Source organism: Nodularia sp. LEGE 04288 (genome assembly GCF_963896525.1).
In the GTDB taxonomy this organism is placed as follows: Bacteria; Cyanobacteriota; Cyanobacteriia; order Cyanobacteriales; family Nostocaceae; genus Nodularia.
This window is the reverse complement of the sequence record NZ_CAWQOY010000145.1, coordinates 1-12,239: the sequence shown is the minus strand read 5'-3', so window position 1 is coordinate 12,239 and position 12,239 is coordinate 1. Positions and strand designations below refer to the sequence as shown.

Below are 12,239 nucleotides of genomic sequence, written 5' to 3'. Positions count from 1 at the left end.
AGCTACCCCAAACGATTTGAGAAATACTGACGATATAAATCACAACTAGGAATGCAATCATTATTGGAAAGTTTGACTAATCCCAAACTATGCAATTTGAATGCAATTTCAGTATCTAGCCTCACAGGTGTATTTGTCATTACTACTTTTTTATACCCTAACTCAAGCTGGGGATTATGTTGTAAATGCCACAGTTGTTGTCGCAGGTGGTCGCTGAAAATTCCCTGTTCTGTTGGTGCTAGCCTTAACAGTTCTTCTAGGGTCACTTGTTGACATTTCTGGTATGCGTTAGCGGAGTTTAACGAAGTTATCGCCTGTTGTACTAAATAAGGATGTCCCCCTACCATCCCCATTAACGCACTTAAACCTTGTTCTCCTAATTTTCCTGCCAATTCGTGCTGCTGGGCGAGATTTGCCACTTGTTGCCGATTAAATTCGGGTAAATCAATTGCTAACCCCACATTAAACGGGGAGTGATTAGTGTCTAGGGCAGGATAAGCTTCAGTAGAGTGAACTACTATTAACCGCAGTTTTTTCCAAATATTACCAATCTTGTCTCCTTGTTTCGCTGATTCATACCACCCACGCATTAATAAGCAGAATTGGGGAAATATTTCAGGATAATCAAACAGTCTTTCAAAATTGTCTATGGCTAAAACTAAGGGACTGTCAGTAACGGATAATAAATATTTCTGAAAATAACGCGTACAGTTTTTATTCAATCCAAAAACTTCTTGCCAATATTTATCCAGTTGAGGTTCTAGGTCTAAACTGTCAGCCACATCAACACACAACCACTGCAAGAATGTTTTTAAGTTAGCCAAAATCTCAATATCAGCCAGTTGTAAATCTATTTTCGCAGTTTGATAACCCTGTTGTCTCGCATAATCTAGGATATTTTCTAACAGTAATGTCTTGCCCATCTTTTGCGGGGCTTTAGTGCGAATTAACGCCCCTGGTTGGATAATTGCGTTATAGCATTTATCTTCAATAGGCGGACGTTCAATATATATAGTTGTGTCTAATTTTGGTGTTGAATTTTCAAATAATTTGTTTGGTTCATTTGAGAATTGGCGATTTTCAGAGATGATCATTTGAGGTGTCAAGTTTTCGGCTATCCCTGCCACTCGAATCAGGTTACAACCTAATTTATAAGCAAACTCATAACCTTTATTTGCACCCAAAGCATCATAGAAACCCACTGCAAATTCAATTGCGGCTCTATCACCAATTTCTTGGCTCATGCCTACAACATAATTAATATGTTGTGCTATTTCTTTGGCTTGATATTGGGAATAGCAGGCATTTAAAACTACACACTCTACTTGTTCAGCAAATAGTTGGAACAACCCTGCTAATGCTTCGGCATCAACGAATTTTACTTGACCTGATTCATCTTCAAATAGTAAACCTTCTTCTCCAGCCCCATGTCCAGAAAAGTGAATGATCTGCGGTTCGTATTCTAAAATTGCTCTGTGGATATCCCGATAACGTACTGCTTGTGCTATAGCTATTGAATATTGCTCTCGATTCTTTGATCTTTTTAAACCCTCCTGGATTTCCCGCATTTCTTCATCTAGACGCAGGTATTTACTGCCTATTGGATTGGCAGATAAAAGTAGTATTCTCTTAATGGGATTATCAATAATCATTTATTGTGAATGGAGTCGCTCAAGAGCAGAATCAGACTATTGGCAGTTTGTTGCTGATTTATCTAGATTATGCGCTTTTACAGACTATAACGCAATGAACTGAGCATTTTCAAAGTTTGTATTTTTTATTTTTGCAGACTTCCAATTCCGATATCAGCCTTCTGACAGTGTGTTCTGCACAGTTGAGGCGTTTAGGCTGAGGATATCACTTGCATTGTAGAGGAATTGATTATGCCTAGTGGTCACGCCAGTCATAAAGGCACTTCGGATAAACCTAATACTAATACTGAAGGCCGGATGGATATTGCTGCTGATAAATCCATCAATCCTGATGAGGTTTTACCTGAAGGTGCGAGTACAAATACAACCAGAACTCAAGAATTTGTCGATTATCCTCCCGCTATTCAACGCCCAGGGGAGGATGTGAAAACGGAGGAATAAAGAACCTCTCTCCAAACCTCTCTTCTTATCCTACCGTGTACACACAAGTGATCGAATCGCCCCCTAACCCCCAATTATGGGGGAACAAGAATTTTCAAAGTCCCCCAAACTTGGGGGATTTAGGGGGCAAAACAGGCTCAAACGCAGACAGGCAGGACTTGTGTGTACACCGTAGCTCTCCTTATCAAGGAGAGGGGAGAATGATTAAATAAGTTATAAGTTATGGGAGGAAAATTATGAGTGATTTTGGGAAGAAAAGGTTGGAGGCTGTTTTAGCGATCGCCAGTTATTCTATAGGTAGCGGTACGGCTTCATCTGTACCAACTCCAGGAGGGGAAATTCCCAGACAGTTGATTCTGACTGCTTCTGATATCCTCATGTATATCAGCATTTGGAGAATTTATTTTCAGGAAGACTTATCTCGTCAAGGTCTTTTAGATATTTTGGCAGAATTAGGCTTGGTGACAGTCAGTGCCACCGGGACAGCTTATATAGTTAGTAAAGCCACTACGGCAATTTTGAAAGAAATTACTAACTGGACTGGGCCTTTGGGCTGGGGTGTGACAGCTGCGATCGCAGGTTCCCTGAGTGGTTTGTTTGGAGTTGTCTGGGCTTTATATTGCGATCGCCTAGCTTCGGAACGAGAAATCCAACCATGATCAAAACAAAGTTATCGATCTTCTCAATCACAAACCTCATATTCCATCTGAGAACTTACCACTTTCAGGACTGAATTTCGGTCGATCTGACTGCAACTTAGTCTCAGCCTCAGAAGGATTTACTTCTACTTTCTCGGTGTTTGTGCGATCGTCGCCCTCTTTCATCTGATTAATAGCTTTTTGAGAACCTTGTTTTAAAGACTCAAGATGTTGTTTGGTTTTTTCATAGTCTTGTTGCAGAAATTCAGTGGCTTGACTGATTTTTTCACTGCCTTTCACCTGATCAACAGCTTTCTGGGAACCTTGTTTTACAGATTCAAAATCCTGTTTAGTTCGTTCATAGTCTTGTTGAAGATATTCAGTAGCTTGACTAATTTTTCCACTCAATCCTTCAGTGTATTTCTGGGGATTTTGCACAGCTTTCTCTAAGACAATAACGCGCTTATCGCCTACACTGGAAATCATAATTGGCGCAAGTAAATATGTACCTTCCATTAACCCCTGCCAACCATTAGGAGAGAATAGATAGTTAACTACATATCCTGTTTCTGAATGGAATAGCAAGTCGATGATTTTTCCGACTTTGTTACCACTATCCGTCCAAATTTCACTCCCCACCACCGGGTTAACAGATTCGGTAATTTCGGAGGTGTGATCATCCCGATGACTGACTATAACGCTATCGGCTCCAATGGCCACAATTTCCCTCCAGGCGAAGGTTTTTTGCTTATTACCCAGCAATCCTGATTTACAGGTAAAGCCCAAAAGTCTTTGTGCCTGATTATCTAGTAAAAACCGTGACACACGACCAACTTCTTCCACTGTTTCACGGTCAAGCACTAAACGTTTGATCAACTCACTGTGCTTTAAAACTTGAGATGGCGTAGACATATTAAAAATACTTACCAAAGATTAAGGTTTTATGATAACATTATACTCGCAATTTAATACAGACACGTCAGTATTAAGTTATTGTGATTATTTGATATTGACATTCTGGTAATTGCGAGTCAAATCATCCCCAGGCTAGCCACTGGAGCGAGAGGTCATAATCTACAATGCAGATATTTTCCATTATTGCCGTTTTCGTAGCCTTATTAGCTGTAGTGTTTGCATTTCAAAATGCTGTCACCATCAGCGTTACATTTTTCGATGTGAATTTTGAGGCTTCACTCGCGATTGTCCTCATCTTGACTCTGGGTATAGGCATTATCATCGGCTTATTGGTGTCGATTCCGAGTATAGTTCACCGCAATTCACGGATTTCTAAATATAAGGGAAAAGTTGTAGAACTAGAGAATGAATCGAATGGATATTTAGAGACAATCACTCATCAGCGCCAAAGAATTGAAAACCTGGAAAGGCATATAACTTTAAAGGATAATCAATAAAGGTTTGAGAAAATTCGGTCTGTTGATCTGGAATGATTTTTTATTCCTTAAAAATGAGCGATGGCTCGCGAAATTCTCGGACTTTCTGAATGAGATGATATCACGCAGAGGCGCAGAGGCGCGGAGGAGAAGAGTGAGGGATATCTGCTTTTTTCTTTTCATCACCAATTTTTGTGGCTTCGTTGAGGAGGAAGGCTAATAAAGCACCACTTCCGATAACAGCAGTATCTACCATACTCATAGGGGTGATCTTTAAAAGTTTCCTCAGCGGTGGGATGGCTATAGCTAAGATTTGGACGGCAAAAGAACCTGTAATAGCAACATTTAAGTAAGGATTATTTGGTAGTTTCTCTTGACTAAATATGCTGTGGTTTTCGGAACGGCAACTCATGGTATGCAGCAGTTGGGCAGTTGTTAGGGTCATACAAGCAACAGTGCTGGCGCGCGCCCCTATGCCATATCGGAGGATGGCATAACTGTATGCTGCTAGGGTACTGACGGATATTGTGGCTGACTCAAAAATAATTCTGCCAAAATCGGAGTTTTTGATGATTGGTTCATCAGGATTGCGGGGTGGTTGACTCAAGACATCAGGTTCTGGTGCTTCCATCGCCAGGGACAAACCAGGGAAAATATCGGTGACTAAATTTAGCCACAGCAGTTGAATCGCATTCAAGGGTTCACCTAAACCAGCAGCTGTAGCAATGGTCATCACCATGATTTCGCTGAGGTTGGTGGCGAGGAGGAAATGCACAGATTTTCTAATATTGTTATAAATAGTCCGCCCCCGACTGACAGCAATGATCATGGTTTCTAGTCTGTCATCTTCGAGGACAATATCTGCAACTTCTCGCGCCACATCGGTTCCACCTTTACCCATCGCAACGCCCACTTGTGCCGCCTTCAGTGCTGGTGCATCATTAATTCCATCACCGGTCATGGCCACAACTTTTCCAGCTGCTTGCAAAGCCTGGACAATTTGCAGTTTATTACTAGGACTGATGCGGGCAAAAACGTTCACTTTGTCGCTGATTGCTGTCAGTTCCTCTGGCGTGAGATGATCAAGGTTAGTAGCGTCGAGAATTTCTAGTTGGTCATTGCGACTCAATTCTAATTCTTTAGCGATCGCATAAGCAGTGGAACTTTGATCTCCGGTCATCATCACCGTTTCAATTCCAGCTTGATGAAACTCCCCAATCAATTTTTTCACCCCAACTCTAATTGGGTCTTTCATCGCCACCAAACCCAGCCAGATCAGGTCTGTTTCATGATTATTACCGTTGTCATGATGATCAATATGGCTGTAAGCTACCCCCAAGACTCGCAGTGCTTTTCCTGCTAAGGAATGGTTTTCCATTGCGATCGCCCGCCTGTTTTCTGCTGTTAAAGGCACAACTTGGCCATTTTTCATCCACCATTGACATATCTCAATCATTTCGGCGGGGTTACCTTTGACTGCAATCAATTTGTGGCGATCGTCAATCTCATGAATTGTACTCATGAGGTTACGGTTTTCGCTTCGCAGGTTGGTTTCTAGCAGTTCATACTTTTGTCTCAGTTGTCTGACATCAACCCCAGCGCTAATTGCCAAATGAATCAAAGCATTTTCCGTTGGCGAACCTGTAACCACATACTCACCATTATCCTGTTGACTGATTTCACTTTCGTTGCAGAGAATTGATATATGAATCAGCTTTAACAGTTCATCGTTGGTGTAGAGATTAATATTCTTTTCCCCCACAGTAATTTTTTGGGTGGTTGTCCGTATTTCCACCACTAACATTTTATTTTCGGTAATTGTCCCAGTTTTATCCAGGCAAATTGTTTGTACAGAACCCAAAGCTTCCACCGCGCTAAGACTGCGAACGAGGACATTATTCTTCCTCATCTCTCGAATACCTAAAGCTAGGGTTGTAGTAGCAATTGTGGGTAACCCTTCTGGAACCGCAGCTACTGCTAAGGATATAGATGATTGCATCATTGCCAATAAACCATATCCCCGCAGCACTCCCAAACCAAAGACCAAGCTGCAAATTCCCATCCCGATTAACACCAGTTGACTTCCTACCTGATCTAGTTGTCTTTCTAGGGGAGTATCTGTAGAGGTAGACTCATTTACAAGTTGTTGGATTTTGCCCATTTCTGTAAATTTACCTGTGGCTACCACCGCAGCCAGTCCTTGACCGCCAGTGACAAAAGTCCCCTTATAGACCATATTCAGGCGGTCAGCTAAGGGAATATTTTCACCAGATAGAGGCGCAGTAGTTTTTGTAGTGGGGATACTTTCGCCAGTCAGGGCTGATTCGTCAACACTCAAGTTATCCGCTGCGATCAGTCGGGCATCTGCTGCTATATAAATACCAGATTTAAGCCATAAAATATCTCCTACAACCACATTTTCTGTAGGGATTTCAATCTGCTGACTTTCTCTAATTACCCAAGTTAATATTTGCTCTTGATTTTTGAGAGATTGAATTATTTTTGCTGATTGGCTTTCTGTGACGTATCCAATAACTGCATTCAGACCAACAACACCCATGATCACCACAGCATCGATTACACCGCCAGTCAGAAGGGCAATTCCTGCCGCCGCCCCCAGTAAAGCAACTGGCAGAGATTTAAACTGGTCAATTAAAATATTGCCAGAAGACCGTGTTGGGATTGCAGATAAAACATTAGCACCATATGCAGTCAAATTTATGGTGGCAGACTGACTCGATAATCCTGATGTTTGGGAAGTATTGAATGTATCTATAACTTGATCTGCTGTAATTAAATGCCAATTATCGCTTTTTTGCTCTTGGGGATTCTGATTTATGAAAGATTGGGGAAATTTTTTAGTTTGAGATAAACTAGAGTTTTCCTGATAATCTCTGACAGCTTGATCAATTAAGAAGCCGATATTTTGCCAGCTATTTTTAGATTGAAAACAAACTAAAATATTACTCGTTAATGAATTAGCAGAAACAGATAATATTTCTGGATTTTTGGCAAGCGATCGCTCCAAATATCTTGCTAAAGATGGTGAACGCTCAAGTTGATTAACCTTGTATCTGGCTCTCCCTTTAACTCTCGTGTGTATTGCTTGAATCACAGCAACCTTGGCTCCTGTAACGCCCCTCATAACTCAGCCTATTGTAATTTATCGGCTCCATTCTGATTATAGTTACTAAATTCACCCAGATAAATAACTCTACTATTAAGACTTGCAACGTCCCAGCAGAAGATAAAACTATGATACCTTGAGATGATCAGCAGTTACTACAGAGTAAAACAACAGTGATTTTCTTCATTTGGTGATAATTCTGGCAAGTCACAAGGGTTGTTATCCAGCACGGCTACCTCCGTGATTTACGCCAACCATTTGCGATCGCCTCTGACTCTGTACAAAACCATCTTTCTCCACGGGCTGGATTGATAACTGTTGATTCATAATATTTCATCCCCGGAAGGTGATAAATTTTATGACCTGTCTTCATGGAGATATAGGACTACTATTTGATTTTTGAACAGACAGGTAGGGTGTGTTAGCGGTAGCGTAACGCACCAAAACTTTAATAATGGTGCGTTACGGACTTCATCCTAACGCACCCTACTGGCGTGACAAGCTTAAAATAGTGCATTAGGGAAAAGCTGAAAACATTGATTCATCTCAATTTTCTCAAAAATCTATTGCAACATTTTAGCCTTGCCACGCCACTACAATACTTAATTTTTTCATAAATCAAACCGGATTCCTATAGATAATTTACCTCGTGAGTTATACATGGAAGAAAAAAAATAAGCACAATTCTACCTCTAGGGTCATGTAATTAATCATAAACATCCTTAACCTTAAGCAAGGGCTTTATAGCAATTCTCCCAAATTAAGCCAAAAAATAGATTAATACTCAAAGGATTAATTACGAATTGCTATTGAAGATTCTTTTTCATAGTTTTTAAAGTCAAAGTCAGAAATTTTCTCGTCCAAACTGGCTAATCCAGCAATTTAAACTTCACAGATTACTAGTCTAAAAAAAGAAGATACATAAAAGAGTCATGACAACTTCTACAGACCACGAACAAAAAATTCAGCAGCTACGTGAACTAATTGCAGACATTCACTGTGGGATGTTAACCACAATTGATCAAAATAGCCGCTTGCACAGTTGTCCCATGTACAAAAGTGGCGATATTAGCGATCATGGCGATGGTGCAATCTGGTTCTTTACCTCCGCCAATACTCAAAAGGCGGATGATATTAAACGCAATCAGCAGGTAAACGTTAGTTTCACCTCAGCAGACCAGCAGCGATATGTTTCCGTATCTGGTACAGCAGAACTAATTAAAGACCGTAACCAGATGCAACAACAATGGCAACCAGAACTTCAGACCTGGTTACCCAAAGGACTAGATGAACCTAATCTGGTTTTGCTGAAAGTGAATATTCACAAAGTTGATTATTGGGATAGTCCATCCAGCATTCACCCCCAAACCATTGGACTTTAAACCAAAATCTCAAATTAATTCCAGACAAAATTGGTAACTTCGGGTGGGCTATCCCAAGCTAGGAGAAGGGCAATATTTTCTGTATGGAAAGGGGATCTTACTATCGATGAAAAAAGCCAGGCTTAGTTTTTTTGGTTGAGTTGTGGTTCTCCTTGGGGATGAGGATTTTCTATGTGTTGGTTTAAACTTTGGGCCATTTCCACGGCTACAAGAATTAATTGCTGTTCCATGCGCCCACTGCTGCCCTCATCACTAACTTTTGGGTAAATATGGGGGTTAGATAGCATCGCAGCTAGCAGCTGAGATGCCGTTTGTTTTAGTTGACTAACTTCTGAGTTCATAGGCTTATTCCTTCCAGCCCAATGGCGGTTCAATCATGGTCTGCTCCGACTTACCAGCCCGAACACCTGGCTTATCAACAATTTTGACGGTGCTAGCTTGGGGGCCTTCTTCGCCTTCAACAAAGGAAAAATGTACAGCTGTACCAATTTCTAAGCGTTCAAAGTCATGATGGATCACACTGTTACGGTGGAAGTAGATTTCCTGACCGTCCAAAGTTTTCAAGAAGCCATAGCCCCGATCTTTAAATAGTTTGGTGACTAGTGCCGTTGTTTCCTGCGCTTCTTCTTGATTGTGAGCGCGTAGCTTGCCGCCGTAGGCATCGCTTTCATGTTGCCGTTGGTTCAGTTTGACTAGTTGCTGACGAGCTGCATTAAAAGCATCCCGAATCACCGCATCTAGAGGGTCGTATTGGTTACTTTCTGCCGGATTTCTTTCTGCCACAAGTTCGTGACCGGGCGGTACAGTCAGATCAATCCGCACGCGGTAAGGTGAACCACTCCGGGGGCGATCATGTATCTTTTCAATGGCAATATGGCAGCTACTGATGCGATCGCAAACATTCTCTAGTTTGGCGATTTTTTCATGAACTAGGGTATCAATGGCATTTGTTTTCTCGATATTTCGATAAGTAATTTCTGGTGGTATTTTCATATTTTTGTCAAATTTCAAATAGCCTCTGGAAAAAATCACGCAGATAATGGTTGATGGCTAGTTTCAGCTTTTGCTAGCAGCTCACGAACTTGATCATCTGTAGTTTGGGGAAAGTCTTCGTACCATAAACCCACACTATAAAAGGGGTCGGGTGTGGCAGCGCAGAGGATTTCATCCACCGCAGTTTGCAACTCGTGACAAGTTGCGCTAGCAGCCACTGGTACAGCAATGACAGTTTTCGCGGGGTGCTGTCGCCGCACTGATGCTACCGCCGCCCACATGGTTGCACCTGTGGCTAAACCATCATCTACCAAGATGACTGTACGTCCTTCTAAATCAAGGAAAGGGCGATCGCCTCGATAAAGATGTTCTCGACGTTCTAATTCTCGTTCTTCTTGCGCCGCCACTCTGGCAATTGTTTCCTCGGAGATATTCACCAAGTTGACAATATGTTCATTAATAATCCGCACACCGCCGGATGCGATCGCACCCATTGCCAATTCTTCTTGGTCAGGTACACCCAGTTTACGCGCCACAAGCACATCTAAAGGAACATTTAAGGCTTTTGCCACTTCAAAGGCAACGGGTACACCACCCCTCGGTAGACCTAATACGATCACATCTGAGCGATTAGCATAGTTTGCTAACTTTCTGCTTAAAACTTGACCTGCTATTGTCCGATTTTTAAATAGCATGGTGTCACTCTCCTGATATCTGTCTCAATAATGAGCTTTTAAGTATTAACGGGCATTATTCCTCTAGATTTATTTCAGTGCCTATCTACTTAGTGATGGTTACTAATATCAATCATCAAGTCTTGCTACTATTTCTTTATTGATCATAAAAAGCTATACATGACATTACCTCTGACTAACGAGGCGAGATCATCAATCTACCGATCTATCTAATGGAAGATATCCAGAAAATACAGAACCTCACCCCCAACCTCTCTCCTTGGTAAGGAGAGGGGAGATTTTGACACAAGTCAAAAACAGGGTGAGGTCAAAAACTAGATTTGCTTGTTATTTCATTGACATTCCTACGCTGATTTTCACCATCGGGGGAGTATCAAATTTGAAGGTTTTTTTGGGAAAAGGGGAAGTGAGTAAATTTGCGATTCTCCACTCCTGATTCCCATGATCTTACGGGCGCTCTTCAATTACACGGTCGATTAAACCGTATTCTTTGGCTTCAGCCGCAGACATGAAAAAGTCACGATCCATGTCTTTTTCAATCTTTGATATCGCCTGACCAGTCTTTTCAGCATAAATACCGTTGAGCTGGTGACGAATCCGCAGAATTTCTCTGGCTTCAATTTCGATATCGCTGGCTTGTCCACGAGTACCACCAGAGGGTTGGTGAATCATAATCCGAGAATGAGGCAATGCCATTCTTTTACCCTTGGTGCCGGCTGCTAGCAGGAATGAACCCATTGAGGCGGCTAAACCGACGCAAATTGTGACCACATCTGATTTGATGTGTTGCATGGTGTCAAAAATCGCCATGCCGGATGTCACCATCCCACCGGGGGAATTTATGTATAAATAAATATCCTTACCTGGATCATCTGAATCCAGATACAGCATGACAGCGATAATTTGGTTAGCAATTTCATCATCTACATCTCGTCCCAGGAAAATAATCCGTTCCCGGTAAAGGCGATCGTAAATACTAATCCAATCTGTATATTGTCCTCCGGGCATCCGGTAAGGAACTTTAGGAACACCTATAGGCATCTTCGTTACTCCGCTTGTAATTTAGTCATTAGTTACTGGTCATTAGTCATTCGTCATGGGTGAATTACCCGAAACATAATGACTATCCACAGCATTTAGAGAACACTGGCAGGTAATGGGGGATTGGCGAGTTCTTCTTTCTCAAAAACTCGGTCAATTAAACCGTATTCCTTGGCTTCATAAGGAGTCATGTATAACAGACGATCCATGTCCTTGGTAATTTTCTCAGGTGCTTTTCCTGTGGTACTAGCCAGAATATCAACCAAGGAAACTTTGTTGATCAGAACTTCCCTAGCCCGAATTTGAATATCCGTTGCTTGACCTTGGGCGTAGCTCTTCGGTTGATGCAGGATAATAGAGGAGTGGGGCAAACTGGCGCGGCAACCTTTTGTCCCAGCACTGAGTAGCATCGCTGCCATACCCATTGCCGAACCAATACAAATGGTGTGGATGGGAGGCTTGATGTATTTCATCGTGTCATAGATGGCGAAGGCTTCGGTTTCAAAGCCAATGGGTTCGCCACTATAGCCGGAAGTACCCGTGGAGTTGATGTAGATTTTAATGGGCTTTTCGGGGTCTTCGGACTGTAAATAAAGCAATTCGGCGATAATTAATTCCGTAACCGCTGGCACTAATGGCATTCCCAGATAGACAATTCGTTCCTTGATCAATAAGGAAGGTAAATCTGGCGGCGGTGTCCGGTAAAAACTATCACCTTGGTAAGGGGCTTGAACAGCCTTGATGGGGGAATTGTCCATAGCAACTGATCGCCTGAAAGTATGCCGTTAACTGTAATACATCCTAACGCGATGCTAGCCTACATCAAGTGTGGATTTCTCGCTAATTAAAGGAATGGGGAGTGGGGAGTGGGGAGTGGGG

General features: G+C 42.0%; 13 protein-coding genes. 4 read left to right on the top strand and 9 right to left on the bottom strand.

The window, feature by feature from the left end; all coding sequences use genetic code 11:
* Positions 1–2: 2 nt before the first annotated feature.
* Positions 3–1,652 carry an AAA-like domain-containing protein gene (locus AACX33_RS20745; RefSeq protein ID WP_194001027.1) on the bottom strand — a complete coding sequence of 550 codons (1,650 nt, stop codon included), beginning with the start codon at positions 1,650–1,652 and terminating at the stop codon, positions 3–5.
* A 231-nt stretch (positions 1,653–1,883) separates the two neighbouring features.
* Between AACX33_RS20745 and AACX33_RS20740 the strand changes: the two genes are divergently transcribed.
* Positions 1,884–2,093 (top strand): hypothetical protein, encoded by a 210-nt coding sequence (locus AACX33_RS20740; RefSeq protein ID WP_194001029.1) that lies wholly within the window; start codon positions 1,884–1,886, stop codon positions 2,091–2,093.
* A 236-nt stretch (positions 2,094–2,329) separates the two neighbouring features.
* Positions 2,330–2,752 carry a hypothetical protein gene (locus AACX33_RS20735; protein WP_194001031.1) on the top strand — a complete coding sequence of 141 codons (423 nt, stop codon included), beginning with the start codon at positions 2,330–2,332 and terminating at the stop codon, positions 2,750–2,752.
* 36 nt (positions 2,753–2,788) lie between these two features.
* Here the strand turns inward: AACX33_RS20735 and AACX33_RS20730 are convergent, their stop codons facing one another.
* Positions 2,789–3,643 (bottom strand): PRC-barrel domain-containing protein, encoded by an 855-nt coding sequence (locus AACX33_RS20730; RefSeq protein WP_194001033.1) that lies wholly within the window; start codon positions 3,641–3,643, stop codon positions 2,789–2,791.
* A 167-nt stretch (positions 3,644–3,810) separates the two neighbouring features.
* Here AACX33_RS20730 and AACX33_RS20725 point away from each other — a divergent pair, with 167 nt between their 5' ends.
* Complete coding sequence (locus AACX33_RS20725) at positions 3,811–4,143, top strand: lipopolysaccharide assembly protein LapA domain-containing protein (RefSeq protein WP_194001034.1); 333 nt, start codon at positions 3,811–3,813, stop codon at positions 4,141–4,143.
* Positions 4,144–4,243: 100 nt separating this feature from the next.
* Here AACX33_RS20725 and AACX33_RS20720 read toward each other — a convergent pair whose 3' ends face one another.
* Positions 4,244–7,237, bottom strand: a complete 2,994-nt coding sequence (locus AACX33_RS20720) for an HAD-IC family P-type ATPase (RefSeq protein ID WP_194001096.1) — start codon at positions 7,235–7,237, stop codon at positions 4,244–4,246.
* Between the two features lie 244 nt (positions 7,238–7,481).
* Positions 7,482–7,586 carry a hypothetical protein gene (locus AACX33_RS26545; RefSeq protein ID WP_445253338.1) on the bottom strand — a complete coding sequence of 35 codons (105 nt, stop codon included), beginning with the start codon at positions 7,584–7,586 and terminating at the stop codon, positions 7,482–7,484.
* Between the two features lie 595 nt (positions 7,587–8,181).
* Here AACX33_RS26545 and AACX33_RS20715 point away from each other — a divergent pair.
* Positions 8,182–8,631, top strand: coding sequence for a pyridoxamine 5'-phosphate oxidase family protein (locus AACX33_RS20715; RefSeq protein WP_194001036.1), 450 nt, complete (start codon positions 8,182–8,184; stop codon positions 8,629–8,631).
* Between the two features lie 122 nt (positions 8,632–8,753).
* On the opposite strand, the gene AACX33_RS20710 is transcribed toward AACX33_RS20715, so the two are convergent.
* The 5 genes from AACX33_RS20710 to AACX33_RS20690 all read right to left on the bottom strand — a co-directional run bounded on the left by AACX33_RS20710 (position 8,754) and on the right by AACX33_RS20690 (position 12,118).
* Entirely contained in the window at positions 8,754–8,972 is a 219-nt protein-coding gene (locus tag AACX33_RS20710) for a hypothetical protein (RefSeq protein ID WP_194001038.1), read from the bottom strand.
* A 4-nt stretch (positions 8,973–8,976) separates the two neighbouring features.
* Entirely contained in the window at positions 8,977–9,624 is a 648-nt protein-coding gene (locus AACX33_RS20705) for an HPF/RaiA family ribosome-associated protein (RefSeq protein ID WP_194001040.1), read from the bottom strand.
* A gap of 35 nt (positions 9,625–9,659) precedes the next feature.
* Positions 9,660–10,319 carry a phosphoribosyltransferase gene (locus AACX33_RS20700; protein WP_194001042.1) on the bottom strand — a complete coding sequence of 220 codons (660 nt, stop codon included), beginning with the start codon at positions 10,317–10,319 and terminating at the stop codon, positions 9,660–9,662.
* A gap of 447 nt (positions 10,320–10,766) precedes the next feature.
* Positions 10,767–11,360: an ATP-dependent Clp protease proteolytic subunit gene (locus tag AACX33_RS20695; RefSeq protein ID WP_194001044.1), complete on the bottom strand. Its 594-nt coding sequence runs from the start codon at positions 11,358–11,360 to the stop codon at positions 10,767–10,769.
* A gap of 95 nt (positions 11,361–11,455) precedes the next feature.
* Positions 11,456–12,118 (bottom strand): ATP-dependent Clp protease proteolytic subunit, encoded by a 663-nt coding sequence (locus tag AACX33_RS20690; protein ID WP_194001045.1) that lies wholly within the window; start codon positions 12,116–12,118, stop codon positions 11,456–11,458.
* Positions 12,119–12,239 lie beyond the last annotated feature (121 nt).